Source organism: Acinetobacter sp. YH01011 (assembly GCF_013420785.1).
Lineage (GTDB): Bacteria > Pseudomonadota > Gammaproteobacteria > Pseudomonadales > Moraxellaceae > Acinetobacter > Acinetobacter towneri.
Window position 1 is genome coordinate 216,240 of sequence record NZ_VOYG01000001.1, and the last position, 16,222, is coordinate 232,461.

General features: G+C 42.7%; 11 protein-coding genes. 6 read left to right on the plus strand and 5 right to left on the minus strand.

What is annotated here, in order from left to right; genetic code table 11:
- Nucleotides 1-222: 222 nt before the first annotated feature.
- Complete coding sequence (gene clpB, locus FTT78_RS01075) at nt 223-2,802, plus strand: ATP-dependent chaperone ClpB (protein ID WP_180043302.1); 2,580 nt, start codon at nt 223-225, stop codon at nt 2,800-2,802.
- Between the two features lie 228 nt (nt 2,803-3,030).
- Nucleotides 3,031-4,314 (plus strand): DUF945 family protein, encoded by a 1,284-nt coding sequence (locus FTT78_RS01080; protein WP_179995349.1) that lies wholly within the window; start codon nt 3,031-3,033, stop codon nt 4,312-4,314.
- A 73-nt stretch (nt 4,315-4,387) separates the two neighbouring features.
- Here FTT78_RS01080 and rlmKL read toward each other — a convergent pair whose 3' ends face one another.
- Nucleotides 4,388-6,592, minus strand: a complete 2,205-nt coding sequence (rlmKL, locus tag FTT78_RS01085; protein ID WP_167845927.1) for a bifunctional 23S rRNA (guanine(2069)-N(7))-methyltransferase RlmK/23S rRNA (guanine(2445)-N(2))-methyltransferase RlmL — start codon at nt 6,590-6,592, stop codon at nt 4,388-4,390.
- A 327-nt stretch (nt 6,593-6,919) separates the two neighbouring features.
- On the opposite strand from rlmKL, the gene FTT78_RS01090 reads away from it, so the two are divergent.
- The 4 genes from FTT78_RS01090 to FTT78_RS01105 all read left to right on the plus strand — a co-directional run bounded on the left by FTT78_RS01090 (nt 6,920) and on the right by FTT78_RS01105 (nt 11,593).
- Nucleotides 6,920-7,309, plus strand: a complete 390-nt coding sequence (locus tag FTT78_RS01090) for a hypothetical protein (RefSeq protein ID WP_104851793.1) — start codon at nt 6,920-6,922, stop codon at nt 7,307-7,309.
- Nucleotides 7,310-7,614: 305 nt separating this feature from the next.
- Nucleotides 7,615-8,631, plus strand: coding sequence for an aspartate carbamoyltransferase catalytic subunit (locus FTT78_RS01095; RefSeq protein ID WP_004971550.1), 1,017 nt, complete (start codon nt 7,615-7,617; stop codon nt 8,629-8,631).
- Nucleotides 8,632-8,641: 10 nt separating this feature from the next.
- Nucleotides 8,642-9,877 (plus strand): dihydroorotase, encoded by a 1,236-nt coding sequence (locus FTT78_RS01100; protein ID WP_004971548.1) that lies wholly within the window; start codon nt 8,642-8,644, stop codon nt 9,875-9,877.
- Nucleotides 9,878-10,108: 231 nt separating this feature from the next.
- Nucleotides 10,109-11,593 carry an OmpA family protein gene (locus FTT78_RS01105; protein WP_180043300.1) on the plus strand — a complete coding sequence of 495 codons (1,485 nt, stop codon included), beginning with the start codon at nt 10,109-10,111 and terminating at the stop codon, nt 11,591-11,593.
- Between the two features lie 277 nt (nt 11,594-11,870).
- On the opposite strand, the gene FTT78_RS01110 is transcribed toward FTT78_RS01105, so the two are convergent.
- From FTT78_RS01110 to FTT78_RS01125, 4 genes are all read right to left on the minus strand, one after another.
- Nucleotides 11,871-12,509, minus strand: coding sequence for a CoA transferase subunit B (locus tag FTT78_RS01110; RefSeq protein ID WP_004971544.1), 639 nt, complete (start codon nt 12,507-12,509; stop codon nt 11,871-11,873).
- A 3-nt stretch (nt 12,510-12,512) separates the two neighbouring features.
- Complete coding sequence (locus FTT78_RS01115; protein WP_004971542.1) at nt 12,513-13,217, minus strand: CoA transferase subunit A; 705 nt, start codon at nt 13,215-13,217, stop codon at nt 12,513-12,515.
- A gap of 99 nt (nt 13,218-13,316) precedes the next feature.
- The gene (locus tag FTT78_RS01120) at nt 13,317-14,219 is read right to left on the minus strand and encodes a hydroxymethylglutaryl-CoA lyase (RefSeq protein WP_096901054.1); all 903 of its coding nucleotides are present in this window, start codon (nt 14,217-14,219) and stop codon (nt 13,317-13,319) included.
- Nucleotides 14,216-16,210, minus strand: a complete 1,995-nt coding sequence (locus FTT78_RS01125) for an acetyl/propionyl/methylcrotonyl-CoA carboxylase subunit alpha (protein ID WP_180043298.1) — start codon at nt 16,208-16,210, stop codon at nt 14,216-14,218. The genes FTT78_RS01120 and FTT78_RS01125 overlap by 4 nt, the downstream gene beginning before the upstream one ends.
- Nucleotides 16,211-16,222: the final 12 nt, after the last annotated feature.

Consider the following 16,222-nt stretch of genomic DNA (forward strand, 5'->3'; position numbering starts at 1 on the left):
CTTTAATTGATTGATATGCAAGTGTATGTCAATGACTCAACTAAAATAAAAAATTACCAGACTAAACTTGAAATTTACTTTAATCAGTCCAATATTATTACTGAAATCTATCTGTTAATTTTAATTAAGATTTTGAAAAATATATAAAAAATTTAATTGAAATTTACGCCTGCGTTCCCATATATCCATCAAGTACACAATTTGTTGTGAGGAATAACAAGAATGCGTTTTGAAAAGTTTACCAACCGACTACAGCAAGCTTTATCCGATGCCCAATCTCTCGCGATAGGGAAAGATCATACTGCCATTGAAGGCATTCACTTATTGGCGACTTTGCTCGAAGAAGCTTCCAATGTCAGTTTATTACAACAAGCAGGCGCAAACCTACGTGATTTGCAAAGCAAATTACAGCAAGCGATTGCTGATGCACCGACTTTGGCCAATCCAACAGGCGATATCAACTTAAGTCCAGATGCGGTTAAAGCCTTGAATTTGGCTGACAGTTTTGCCCAAAAAGCAGGTGATGAGTTCTTGTCAACCGATTGGTTGATGCTGGGTTTGACCGAAGTGGGCGCGACCAAAACACTACTGAACAGTGTAGGCGTGACCTCAGATAGTTTGCGTAGCGTGATTGACAAAATTAGAGGGGATGAAAAAGTCATGAGCAATAATCACGAAGATCAACGTGACTCACTCAATAAATATACCATCGATTTAACCGAACGTGCGTTGGCGGGCAAGCTAGACCCTGTAATTGGTCGTGATGATGAAATTCGCCGTACCGTTCAGGTGTTGTCACGCCGTACCAAAAACAACCCAGTACTCATTGGTGAACCTGGTGTGGGTAAAACTGCGATTGTTGAAGGTTTGGCGCAGCGTATTGTGAATGGTGAAGTGCCAGAAAGCTTAAAAGGTAAACGTGTTTTATCTTTAGATTTGGGCTCATTGTTGGCAGGTGCGAAATATCGCGGTGAGTTTGAAGAACGCCTAAAAGCGGTCTTAAAAGACTTGGCGAAACAAGAAGGTGAAGTCATCTTATTTATTGATGAATTACACACACTTGTGGGTGCAGGTAAAGGCGATGGTGCCATGGATGCAGGCAATATGTTGAAACCTGCATTGGCGCGTGGCGAATTGCGCTGCGTCGGTGCCACTACTTTAGATGAGTATCGTCAATATATTGAAAAAGATGCGGCTTTAGAGCGTCGTTTCCAAAAAGTATTGGTCGATGAGCCAAGTGTAGAAGACACCATTGCAATTTTACGAGGTCTGAAAGAACGCTACGAAGTGCACCACGGGGTTAAAATTTTAGATTCGGCGATTATTGCCGCCGCTAAAATGTCGCACCGTTATATCACTGACCGTCAACTTCCCGACAAGGCAATTGATTTGGTGGATGAGGCAGCGTCACGGATTAAAATGGAGCTAGATTCTAAGCCTGAAGCCTTAGATAAATTAGAGCGCCGTTTAATTCAATTAAAACTGCAACTTGAAGCCGTGAAGAAAGATGAAGATGCAGGCAGCCGTGCTGAACTTGCACATCTGGAAAAACAAATTATTGAAGTTCAAAATGAATACAATGATTTGGAAGAAGTTTGGAAAGCGGAAAAAACCTTGGTTGAAGGCACTAAGCAAATTCAGACTCAGCTTGATCAGGCACGTATGGCATTGCAAAAAGCGCAGCGTGAAAATGACTTGGCGGAAATGTCACGTTTACAATACGGTGTGATTCCTGAGTTGGAAAAACAACTGGCACAAGATGAGTTGGTTGAAGAGAAAGAAGAACCAAAATTATTGCGTAACAAAGTGACGGACAATGAAATTGCTGAAGTCGTGAGTGCTGCAACGGGCATTCCTGTATCGAAAATGCTGCAGGGTGAACGTGAAAAATTGCTACACATGGAAGATTTCTTGCATAACCGTGTGGTGGGGCAAGATGAAGCTGTGGTGGCGGTGTCGAATGCGGTACGTCGTTCACGCGCAGGTTTGTCTGATCCTAACCGTCCAAGTGGTTCGTTCCTGTTCCTTGGCCCAACAGGGGTAGGTAAAACAGAATTGACCAAAGCGTTAGCGAACTTCTTGTTTGACAGCGATGACGCCATGATTCGGATTGATATGTCTGAATTTATGGAAAAACACTCGGTCAGCCGTTTGGTCGGTGCGCCTCCAGGCTATGTCGGTTATGAAGAAGGTGGTGTATTAACCGAAGCAGTACGTCGTAAACCGTACAGTGTGGTGCTGTTTGATGAGGTGGAAAAAGCCCATCCAGACGTATTTAACATCTTGTTGCAGGTGTTGGATGATGGACGCCTAACCGACTCGCAAGGTCGCGTGGTGGACTTTAAGAACACTGTAATTGTGATGACTTCTAACTTGGGTTCACACGAAGTACGTGAATTGGGTGACAATCCAACACGTGAAGAAGTGCGTACCGTAGTCATGGCCGCAGTTTCACAACATTTCCGCCCTGAGTTTATTAACCGTATTGATGAGTTGGTGGTGTTCCATTCACTGGAAAAAGCACAAATTCGTGGCATTGCCGATATTCAATTGGATCGTTTACGTGCGCGTTTAAGCGAACGTGACTTGAGCTTGTCGATAGACGATACTGCATTTGATCAATTGATTGAAGCAGGTTTTGACCCAGTCTACGGTGCGCGTCCATTGAAACGTGCAATTCAGCAACAAGTGGAAAACACATTGGCGCAAAAAATCCTCGCAGGTGACTTTGTTGCAGGTGATACGATTTTAATTAAAGCTGAAAATGGTCATTTGCTGTTTGAAAAAATGAAACTCAGCTAATTGGCTATGTGTAAGCAACTTTTAAGAAACCCAGCTTCGGCTGGGTTTTTTATGACTGACAATTTAGGTCACATAAGTAAAATTTTTGGTAAAAAATGACAGCTATTTTTAATATTTTGTGATGAATATTGTATTTAAGTGATTTATTTGCAAAACAATTATCTTTTTTAAAGAAGATTAATTATAATTTATTGTTCAATAAGAATAGATAAATTCTGAGCAGAATCTATGTCAAAAATAGTATGGGGTGGAATGGGGGTTGCAGTGTTGGCAGGAGCTGTCACTGCAGGAAATTTATATGCAGATAAGAGCCTGCGTGAGCATTATCAACAAAATTTAAATCCTGTACCCAATGTGAGCGTCCAATATACGGACTACGACATGGGGACTTTAACAGGTACTGCCAAATGGAAAATGACCATTATTGCAGACCCATGTAATGCTAAAGAAAAACTGGTGTTTCACGGACAAGATCAAATTCAGCGGACATGGAAAGGTTACCAAATTGATTCTAAAATGAATCTGGAACAAGGGCAGGGACAATTTTCCGAGTTCTTTCAGCAGCCTCTAAATGTGACAACGCAAGTGAATTGGTTGGGTGTATCGACCACGAAATTGAGCATACCTGCTATAGAGAAAAAAGAAGCAGGACTTGAAGCTAAATTTTCTCCTATGCAGATTGAGTTTCAGGCGAAACAAAGTCAGGGGCAGCAGAAAATTGTAAATATGAGTTTTGATGTGCCTCAATTGACGGTGCTGGATCAATTTGGACATCTTCAAGTAAAAGGCATGCAGTTTAAAACCAATCAGGCTTTGAATGTGCAGTCTTTAGAGCCGGGCTATTTCCAATTCAGTATTGCAGAAATGCAGCGTCAAGACCCAAAAGCAGTGGGTTCAGGCAAAATGAAAGACTTCAGTTGGCGTATGGATACTCAACTGCATGAGCGCACGGTAGATATTCAATCGAAATTTAAAATTGCCGAGTTAGGTTTAAATAATGTGCCTGCCATGCAAGACCTGCAAGTGAATTGGGATGTTAAAAACTTGCAGCGCAGTAAAATGCAGACGTTTCTTGATATTGTGCAAAAACAAAACAACTCATGCCTAGAAGCGGAAAACTTTGAGAAAGAAGTTCAACAAGCCTTGTTGGCTGTGATTAATGAGGGCTTTCAGTTCGAATCCAAGAAGAATCAGTTGAAATTAGGCACAGGCAGTATTCGGGCAGATTTGGTTGGTAAAGTGATGCCAGGGCATCAAACCACTGTAGAAGGCTTAGCGAAAATGTTCCCAAGTTTATTGGAAATGCAAACCGATGTGAGTTTTAACAAGCAAGTGGTCAAAACCATTATGAATAATTATATGAATGCTGCAGGTAAAAGCATGTCTGATCAAGAGTTGGAACAGATACTCAGTGCGATGCAAAGCAATCAGCAAATTCAACGTGATGGTGATGAATTTAAACTGTCGATGCATTATCAATATGGTGAAAAGAAGTTTTTAACTGGTCAATAATCTAGATACTGATCTACGATAAAACAAAGCCTGTTCAAATGAACAGGCTTTGTTGTATTGCCATATCGTTTATTTAAACAGGCGGGTGTTGAATTTTCCAAGCACGGTGGATTTTGGTGTTGCGTTTGAAATCTTGCCCAATGGTTTCATGGCTAATTTCCTGCACATCAAACATGGCTTCAATTTCTTCATCCATTTCAAAACCACGGTAGTTGTTGGAGAAGTACAGCGTTCCGCCTGTGGTTAAGCGGTTCATGGCACGCTTAATTAAAGAAACGTGGTCGCGTTGTACGTCAAATGTTCCGTAGAACTTTTTAGAGTTTGAGAAAGTTGGTGGGTCAATAAAGATCAGATCATATTGTTCATGACCTTCTTTGAGCCATTCAAAACAATCACTGGCAAAGAATTGATGTTGTTCATCGGCATGGTCTACCGTTAAACCATTCAATACAAAGTTTTCTTTAGACCAATTCAAATAAGTATTGGATAAATCGACGCTGGTGGTACTTGCTGCACCGCCAAGCGCGGCATGTAAACTTGCAGTTGAGGTATAACTGTATAAATTCAGGAAGTGCTTGCCACGTGCTTCTTTGGCAATACGTAAACGCATTTGACGATGGTCAAGGAACAAGCCTGTATCTAGGTAGTCGGTGAGGTTAACCAAAATTTTAGCCTGACCTTCTTGCACAATAAAACGCTTCGAGGCGGTACTTTGTTTGGTGTACTGGTTTTTACCTTCCTGACGGGCACGGGTTTTAATAAATACCGCATCGCGCCCTAAACCTGTGACAGCGCGAATGGCTTGTAAGGCAAGGTTAAAACGCTTTTTGGCTTTTTCAGGATCAATTTTTTTCGGCGGCGCATATTCCTGCACGTGCAAACGGTCGCCGTATAAATCGACTGCGACATTAAAGTCAGGTAAGTCTGCATCGTATAAACGCAGGCAATGCACATTTTCTTTCACCGCCCATTTTTTCAGGCTCTGCATGTTTTTTTGCAAACGGTTGGTGAAATCTTCTGCGCCTTCAATGGGTTCAAACTGTTGCGGTTGCCAATCTGCTAAGAATGGACGCGCGACTGTTGCAGGTTTGATCGTACCAAAACGGACATAAATTGGCAGTTTACCGTTCATCAAACGTAAAATTTGTGGGTCATTGAAAGCCAGCACATCGGCTTGTTCAACTTGGGCTGCAATGACGGCTGCTTTTTGATTTGGGAAATGCTTTTGCAAAAGGGCAGACAGACCCAAATATAAGGCACGGTTTGAGGCTTTATCGCCCAAACGTTCACCATAAGGTGGGTTGGTTACAATAAAGGCCTTTTTACCTTCGGCTTGAAAGTCGGGCCAGTCAGCCAAAGTACGTTCTTCAATTTGAATCTGATCGAGCAGACTTTCAAAACCTGCCGCAATAATATTTTGCTTGGTGGCTTTGACTGCTTCCCAGTCGGCATCGAAAGCATAGAATTTTGGCAAGGGCTGTTGTAATGCAGTTTGATGGCGTTCTGCCGCTTCTGCTTTAATGCTCATCCACAATTCATGGTCGTGACCTTGCCAACCGTTAAAACCAAAACGACGTACCAAACCCGGTGCACGGTCAGTCAGCATCATCAATGCTTCAATAATAAACGTGCCCGAACCACACATTGGGTCTAAAATAATGTCGGGTTGAATTTGTTGTAATTGACCTTTTTGCAGAATCGCTGCGGCAAGGTTTTCTTTAATTGGGGCATCGGTCATAAAACGACGATAGCCGCGTTTATGCAGTGAATCGCCAGATAAATCTAGGCAGTATGTATGTTCTTTTTTACCTGCCAACACGTATAAGGTAATTTCAGGCTGTTTGATGTCAATGCTTGGACGTTTGCCCACTGCATCCATAAATGAATCGACCACACCATCTTTAACGCGCAAGGTCGCAAATTGGCTGTTCACTTTAATGTCACGCTCTATATGCAAACGCACTGCAAAAGTACTTTGTGGCGCAAAAATCAGTGACCAGTCAAAGCTCAGCGCACCTTCATAAAGCTCTTCGGCTACATCGCGCGCGTCGTGACTAAATTCAATTTCGTGTGTGTGAATTGGTGTAAGGACACGTGAGGCTAAACGTGACCACATGCAGACACGATAGGCATTTTCGAGTGTGCCTTTGAAAATTAAACGACCCGGTAAACGTTCGATATTTTGAATACCTAAACCTTGCATTTCTTCTTGCAATAAGGTTTCAAGTCCATCTGCACAGGTGACCCAATATGTAGAAAGACGGGGTTTCGAATTCATGAAAATTTCCAAAAGCAATTCAGCAATCGGCTATTTTACCGTATTTTGTGCTAGAAAACTTAGTGATTTAGCGTGAATCGTGCAGAATTTTAAAGGTCTAGGTTTGAAGAGCTTCAGGGCATTTTTTACTGTTTTTTTCTAAAAAGGCAATGAGGATGTAATGACATCTCTAAAAAATTTTGAGTGATTGTATTGCGGAAAAATAAAAACCTGAATATTCACATGATTGGTATGTATTTTGCTCATACATTGTTGTGATGGTGAACATTTTGCAGATGAGCATCAAACACTGCAAAACAACAATGAAGCGATAAGGGGAATATTTAAATGACCACGGCTACTTTAAACACGGCACAGGCTTTAACAGCAAATAACGAGATTTTTTCAGTTGCCACTTTAATTTATACGCGATTAAGACGGGTCAGTGGACGTGTGATTGATGTCATGTATCTGGTTGAAAATTCAGACTATGCACGTGCTGTGCTGCAATTGGCGCTCGCTACACACGATGAGGAATTGTGCCGTTATGCGCTGCGCTTAAACAGTATATTGGCTAACTTAATGGATGCTGATGCAGAAATAACGTCGCCACAGACTGAAGCGCAGCAATTAGATGCAGTAGAAAATATAGAAAATATAGATGACTTGACTGAACCTACAGCTGAAGAAATTTATCGGGCGCAGGTGTCCCATCATTATATAGGGGCATTGCGTTAAACGGTGAATTGTACAGACTATGCCTACATAGCCTGAAGGTTGCGTAGGCAGTTGTAGGCGAAGATTGACCCACCAGATGTTCATCAAGCTCATATCAAGATGATTGGCTAGCAGAGCAGTTAAATATAAATGCCATCCTTTCACATCGCTTTGTAGAGTATTAAGCATGAAAGAAAGTGTAGATGAGTCTGCATGACTTAATTTTTAAAATCATAAGTTTCTTTTGACTAAATCATGCCAAGTTACACTGCTTTGCCAAATCAATTTCTGTATAATGCGTTAACTTAACGTATAAGGAATCTCTCATGCATTTGGCGGCATTGCATACTCCGAGCCAGATTCAATTGAATAAAGATGGGCATTTAAAACACTTTTTAACCATCGAAGGTCTTTCCAAAGAAACCCTCACCCAAATTCTGGACACAGCACAGTCCTTTTTCAATGAACAAAACCAACTGATCACCAATAATTTGCTCGAAGGGCGCACGGTGATGAATTTGTTCTTCGAAAACTCTACTCGTACCCGCACCACATTTGAAGCCGCAGCCAAGCGTCTTTCTGCCAATGTACTCAATATTGATATTGCCCGTTCAAGTACCTCTAAAGGTGAAACTTTGCGTGACACTTTGTGGAACTTAGAGGCGATGGCTGCTGACATTTTTGTGGTGCGTCATTCATCTTCAGGTGCAGCACATTTTATTGCTAAAACGGTTTGCCCAAAGGTTGCCATTATTAATGCGGGTGATGGCCGTCATGCACATCCAACGCAAGCGATGTTGGATATGCTGACCATTCGCCGTGAAACCCAACGACCTTATGAAGAATTAAGTGTTGCGATTATTGGTGATATCAAACATTCACGCGTGGCGCGTTCCGATGTGGCTGCCTTGCAAACACTGGGCTGTAAAGACATTCGCGTGATTGCACCGAACACCTTGTTGCCCTACGGTTTTGATGAATATGGCGCAGGCGTGCGTTTATTTAACAAAATGGAAGAAGGCATTAAAGATTGCGACGTGATTATCACCCTGCGTATTCAAAATGAACGTATTGATTCGCCAGCACTTGCCTCACAAGCCGAATTCTACAAAATGTACGGTTTAAACAAAGAGCGTTTGGCGCTTGCAAAACCAAACTGTATTGTGATGCATCCTGGTCCAATGAACCGTGGTGTCGAAATTGATTCAAGCATTGCCGATGGGCCTCAATCGGTGATTTTAAATCAAGTAACCAACGGTATTGCGGTACGTATGGCGGTATTGGCCTTGGCGATGCAAGGTCAATTGCAAGAACAAGGTTTGATTGACGCGATTGCGGTATAAGGAAAAAGTCATGGCGATTGTAAAAATTGAAAATGTACGTGTGCTTGACCCAATCCAGCAAATTGACCGCGTACAAACGGTATATCTTGAAAATGGCAAGTTGGTTGCAGAAAGTGCAGATATTAGCGAAAGCATAGATGCCCAAGGTCAATGGCTCATGCCAACTATGGTCGATTTATGCGCACGTTTACGTGAACCTGGTCAGCAACAACATGGCACGCTCAAATCTGAAGGCAAGGCCGCACGTGAAAACGGAATTCTGCACTTATTTACGCCACCCGATTCTAAACCAATCGTGCAAGACAACGGTGCACTCATTCATGGTTTGGTCGAAAAAGCCATGTTGGATGGTGGCATTTATTTAGAAGTGATTGGTGCACAAACTCAAGGTTTAAACGGCAAGCAGCCTGCCAATATGGCGGGACTGAAAAAAGGCGGCTGTAGTGCAGTGTCCAATGCCAATGCACCTTTTGAAGATGATGATGTCGTGATTCGCACACTGGAATATGCTGCAGGTTTGGACATGACCGTGGTGTTCTATGCCGAAGAACCGCAAATTGCTAAAGATGGCTGTGTGCATGAAGGTTTTATTGCATCGCGTCAGGGCTTGCCTATGATTCCAACTTTGGCAGAAACCGTAGCGATTGCCAAATATTTGCTGATGATTGAAGCCACAGGTGTACGTGCGCATTTTGGCTTATTGTCTTGTGGTGCATCAGTTGAATTGATTCAACAAGCTAAAGCCAAAGGTTTGCCTGTCACTTGCGATGTGGCGATGCATCAACTGCATTTAACCGATCAAATTATTGATGGTTTTAACTCGTTAGCGCATGTACGTCCGCCACTGCGCTCAGAGCAAGACAAAGCATTACTGCGTCAAGGTGTAAAAGATGGTGTGATTGATGCGATTTGTACTCATCATGAGCCGTTAAATAGCTCTGCAAAAATGGCACCATTTGCAGATACTTTGTCAGGTTTTACTGCATTTGATACTTATATTCCATTTGGGATTCAACTGATTCAGGAAGGTCTGTTCAGTCCATTGGAATGGGTAGAAAAAGTGACACTTGCACCTGCGCGTGTGGCAAAAATGCAAAGTCGTTGGGAACAGGAAGCGGGTTGGGTCTTGGTTGATCCAGAAGTGGAATGGACACTGAACAAAGAAACGATTGTGTCACAAGGCAAAAATACGCCTTTGATTAATCAAGTTGTAAAAGGCAAAGCAGTACGCGTCTTTACTGCTTAATATGCTCTGATTGATATTTTATTTTCAAGTTTAAATAAGAGTCAGCTTCGGCTGGCTTTTTTATTGAATTTTAACAATCCCCAAATAGAAAATCGAAGAAGAGACTCTACATTCCGTTGACTCAAATTTCACAACAAAATCAAAACACCACAATTTATTACATTTGTTTAAATTTTAAGCATATACACTAAAAAACAACTTGAAAACAAAGACAAAAAAGAGGGCATATATATGCAAACAGATTTTATAGACTTGCTCAAACAAAGTGTGTCATCCATTGTATTGGAAGGGGAAACCCAGCATTTGCTTGAAAAAAATCAGGCATTAAATAGTTTTTATCCCATTTTATTGTCTATTTTAAATTCACGACCTGAACTGATTGACAATCTGCTGCGACAACTGAATCCACGTGTGGGCGATGTATTTGGTTCAAATCTATCTTTAAAACAGCAGTTTTTAGATTTGGTCAGCGGCACAGCACCGCAAACCGAAATTGAAAACACCCTGAATCGTTCAATTGCACCAAGTTTAAACTTTTTGGAAAATCAGGCAGGTTCATCTGACCCAGTTGCAATTCAGCATTTACTGCAAAACAATTTAGATTCAATTCAGGCGGCTTTACCGCAGTGGGCAACAGCATTATTGGCTGCTTTGGTGGTAAATAATGCTGCGGGCCAAACCGTACATCAAGCACCTGAAGTCATTGTGACTGAGCCCGTAGAAGAACGCCGTTCGTGGTTATTGCCAATTTTAGCTTTAATTATTTTAATTGGTTTATTGGCATTTTTATTCCGTGCATGTAGTGACCGCAACCAAGCGCCTGCAACCACACAGACCCAAGTGGCAGCGAATCAGGCTGCAATGTTGCAAGTCAGTACAGGCAGTGATGGTAATTTGGTGACCTGTCAAATTTTGCTGAATAATCCAAGCTATATGGAAATTCTGCAGAATGAAGTGAAGCAAATTTTCAATCATCCAACAGGTTGTGGTGCAGAAAATTTTGCCAACTATCATTTGGAATTTATTGATCAGGACGTGATTCCAAGCGTTTTAAAAATGCTGAAAGGTGTACCGAATGTCAATTTAAACTGGGTGGGTAATCAACTGTCTATTCAAGCCGCGAACCCTGCCGATGCAGAGCGTTTAGCCAGTCAAATTCGTCCATTGGCTAAAAACATGACTGTAGTGACTCAGCAACCTGCAGAAACTACAGTAACCGATGTGAATCAGGCTGTAACCAGCAGTATTAGCAATGCCGAGCAGGCTTTGGCTGCAATTAATCCTGACAATATTCAAGCTTTGGATATTGCGACGGCACTCAATATGCAAATCATTAATTTTGATTCTGCATCGACTGAAATTCCAGCAGCCAATAAGTCTATTTTAGATCAGGCTGCGGTATTGATGCAGCGCGCGCCACAAGTGCAATTAACCGTGAAAGGGCATACCGATGCCGTAGGTGATGCCAATGCCAACAAAACTTTGTCACAACAACGTGCGCAAGCAGTGGTCGATTATTTAGTATCACGTGGTGTAAATCCGGGTCAATTGCAAGCCATTGGTTTTGGTTCAGAGCAGCCGATTGCGGCAAATGCAACGCCAGAAGGTCAATTTAAAAACCGCCGTATTGAGTTTGAAGTCTTGAATGTAGATACAGGCACGGTGCGTAGTGTGGAAGATGCTGGCGTGGTAGAGCAAAAGGCGCCTCAATCTTAAAATAGGTCTATTTTCTTGTAAGCCTTCACTTTGCAAAGTGAAGGCTTTTTTATTGTGGATCAATCCCGAAGTATTGTGCAAATATCGAAATTGAAAGTAATTTTTGGATGCTCTTTGGTTTGAGGAATAGTTTTATAAATTAGTGATTTGTTGAGTAGATTGAATAAGTTGAGTGGGAAAGTATGAAAGTCAAAACAAACCCTCTCCCTTGTATTAAGTTTTAAAGCAGTGCATCAAAACTTGCAAAGGAGAGGGTTATTCACTCGAGATAAATTCATCAAGCTGCGACTTTTTGTAAGGCAACACCTGTGACTTTTTGAATTTCATCAAAACTGACATCGGGTGCAAGTTCAATCAACTTTACGCCTTGTGGAGTAATATCAAGCACGCCTAAGTCGGTAATAATACGATGCACCACCGCTTTACCTGTGAGTGGCAAACTGCACTGCGATACAATTTTAGGCGTACCATCTTTGGCACAATGTTCCATCAGCACTACAACTTTTTGTACGCCTGCAACCAAATCCATTGCACCGCCCATACCTTTAACTTTCTTGCCGGGAATCATCCAGTTGGCAAGATCGCCTTGTTCAGAAACTTCCATTGCCCCTAAAATAGCGATATTGACATGCCCGCCACGAATCATGGCAAAGGAATCTGCGCTAGAGAAAAAAGCCGCACCTTTACGCGCTGTCACAGTTTGTTTACCTGCATTGATCAGGTCGGCATCTACAGTTTCGGCAGTTGGGAACTCACCAATGCCAAGCAAGCCATTTTCGGACTGTAACCAGACATTGATATGTTCAGGAATATAATTGGCGACCAGTGTGGGTAAGCCAATGCCTAAATTGACATAAAAACCATCTTCTAATTCTTGTGCAGCGCGCTGCGCCATTTGATTACGCGTCCAAGCCATGTCTTAAGCCTCCGCCTTTAAAGTCATTTGTTCAATCCGTTTTTCTGGGCTTGCATTGAGGACAATGCGGTTCACATAAATACCAGCTAAGTGGATTTCGTCGGGGTCTAAATCGCCAATTTCAACGATTTGTTCAACTTCGGCAATGGTGATTTTGCCTGCCATAGCACAAACAGGATTAAAGTTTTGTGCTGTTTTACGGAAAATAAGATTACCCGCTTTATCTGCTTTGTAGGCTTTGACCAAAGCGACATCTGCAGTCAAAGATTCTTCTAAAATATAATCTTTGCCGTTAAATTCACGGACTTCTTTGCCTTCTGCAATGACAGTGCCTACACCTGTTGGGGTGAAAAATGCAGGAATACCCGCACCGCCTGCGCGTAATTTTTCTGCCAGTGTGCCTTGCGGGGTAAGTTCAACTTCCAGTTCACCGCTTAAAAACTGGCGTTCAAATTCTTTATTTTCGCCGACATAAGATGAAATCATTTTTTTAATTTGTTTGGTTTCAAGCAATAAGCCTAAACCAAAACCATCGACCCCTGCGTTGTTGGAAATACAAGTCAGCTGTTTCACACCTGTATCTTTTAACGCAGCAATCAAGGCTTCAGGAATACCGCATAAACCAAAACCACCCACCGCCAAGGTATGCCCATCTTGAACCACGCCATTTAATGCAGCTTGTGCGCTGTCATATACTTTATTGGACATTTGTCACCTCTTTATTCTCTGCACGGCATTCACTTGCCATGTTGTGTTGTTGCCATCCTTATTGCTTATGTTCCAATGCTATTGAGGATGAAATGGGTTTTAAGCACAAACCTTTTGCCAGTAGGCATTGGCATAGTGAGATGGATTATCACGCTGTAAGATATTGCTGATGTTGCGACTGGCTTGCATCAGCGGCTCTAACCGCACACCTGTTTCAAAACCCATCTTGGACAGTAAATAGTACAAGTCTTCGGTAGACACATTGCCCGATGCACCTTTGGCATACGGACAGCCACCCAAACCAGCAATGGATGAATCAAATACACGAATGCCTTGTAAGAGCGATTGATAAATATTGGCAATCGCCATGCCGTAAGTATTGTGAAAATGACCTGCTAAAACTTTGGCATCGACCTCTGCCAAACATGCATCCCAGACTTTTTGCACACGGTCAGGGGTTGCTGTACCAATGGTTTCACCCAAAGACACTTCATAGCAGCCCATGTCCAATAATTGCTGTGTGACTTTTGCGACTTGTTTCGGGTCAATTGCGCCTTCATAAGGACAGTCCACCATACAAGATACATAACCACGCACGCGAATGTTGTGCGCTTTGGCTTGACGCATGACATCGCTAAATTTTTCCAAACTTTCTTCAATTGAACAGTTGATATTTTTTCGGGTAAAGCTTTCAGAAGCGGCGGTAAACACGGCAACTTCTTTGCAACCCACCGCCAAAGCCGACTCAAAACCTTTTGAGTTTGGGGTCAGTAAACTGAATTGAATGTTTGGGTTTTGTGGCAGGCTGGCAAACAGCACATCGCTGTCTGCCATTTGCGGTACCCATTTGGCCGATACGCAAGAACCGACCTCAATGCTGCTTAAACCTGTTTGCATTAAATCCAAAATCAGGTTTTTACGGTCTGCCAAAGTGAGTGGCGTTTTCTCATTTTGCAGACCATCTCGTGGGCCAACCTCTACAATTTTGACAAATTCAGTCATGCAACTTCCTCCGTCAAGGCTTCAAATTCAACCAGTTCATCGCCTGCTTTGACCTGATCGCCCGCTTGGAAGTACGAACTTGCCACAATGCCATCGAAAGGCGCACGAATTGAATATTCAATTTTCATGGCTTCCAGTGTCATCAGTACATCATCTTTTTTCACACGGGCATTGGCTGCCACCAAAACTTGGGTGATTACACCCGGCATTGGTGCAGTCAGATTGTTGGCATTGTCTTGTTGATCATCGCTGTTAAAGTTTGCTTGTACATAGCTAAACACATGACGCTGACCGTTTTGGAACAGGGTGATGCCTTGCGCATGTTGGTTAAATGCTATTTTTTGTTGCTGACCATTGATACAAACCTGTAGACGATGTGCATCCAAAAGCTCGCCTTGAACGCTCAGCGTTTGCCCATTGTAGTGAGCCTCAAAACCAGAAGTGCATGGTTTTAACTGGATTTTGAGTGTTTGGTCATTGCACTGTAATTGCACTGTGTGGGCGCTTTGCTGATTTAAGCGCCAGAAGTGGTCTTTTTGCCAAACCGCGTTGTTTGCCGCTTTGTTGTTTTGAATACGAGAAAGTACATCAATTAACGCAGCTGCAACGACAGTTTCTGTAGCGACTTCAGGTTTTGCGTTAAGTAAAAATGCTTCCTCACGTTGAATAAGCCCTGTATCCAAATTGGCATGTTTAAAGGAATCACACAGCACCAAACGATCCAAGAATGCAATGTTGTTGCCTAAACCATCGACGTGGAACTGACCTAAAGCATGGTGCATTTGCGTTAATGCTGCTTCACGGTTTTTACCCCAAACAATCAGTTTGGCAATCATTGGGTCGTAGTAGGTGCTGATTTCATCATCTTCGACAATCCCGCTATCGACACGTACGGCATCATTTTGCTCTGGATAATGCAGATAGCTGATTTGACCAATGGCAGGAATAAAGCCTTTTTCTGGTTCTTCGGCATACACACGCGCTTCAAGGGCATGACCATGAATTTGCAATTCATGTTGCTGTTTTGGCAATGGCTCACCAAAAGCAACTCGCAATTGCCACTCAACCAAGTCTTGCCCTGTAATCATTTCTGTGACGGGGTGTTCGACCTGCAAGCGGGTATTCATTTCCATGAAATAAGCAGTACCGTCTTGCTCGACAATAAACTCTACCGTACCTGCGCCCACGTAATTTACAGCACGTGCGGCATCAATTGCGGCTTGGCGCATAGTTTCGAGTTTATCTTCTGGCATTTTTGGTGCAGGTGCTTCTTCAAGCACTTTTTGGTGGCGACGTTGTACCGAGCAATCACGTTCAAACAAATGCACGTAGTTGCCGTGAGTATCGCCAAAAACCTGTACTTCAATATGACGTGGTTGAATCACATAGCGTTCAATCAGCACATCTTCATTACCAAAGCTAGAACGTGCTTCACTTTTACATGAAGCGAGTGAGCTGAGAAAGTCTTCACTGCGTTCTACTAAACGCATGCCTTTACCGCCACCGCCTGCACTGGCTTTAATGAGCACAGGATAACCAATGCTGTCGGCTTGTTGCTTTAAAAATGCCGCATCTTGATTGCTGCCGTGGTAGCCCGGAGTTAGTGGCACACCTGCTTTTTCCATCAAGGCTTTAGAGGTTGCTTTTAGACCCATCGCCAAAATGGCTTCAACTGGCGGGCCAATAAAAACAATATTGTTGTCTTTACAGGCAAGTGCGAATTGGTCATTTTCAGATAAGAAACCATAACCCGGGTGAATCGCTTGTGCACCTGTGCTTTTGGCTGCCTGAATAATACGTTCAACTTGCAAATAACTTTGTGCCGCAGGCGATTCACCAATATAAATGGCTTCGTCTGCCAGTTTAACGTGTTGTGATTGCGCATCGGCATCTGAATACACCGCGACAGTCGCAATCCCAAGTTTTTTTGCGGTACGAATTACACGGCAGGCAATTTCACCACGGTTGGCAATTAAAATCTTTTCAAACATCGTGCGATCCTT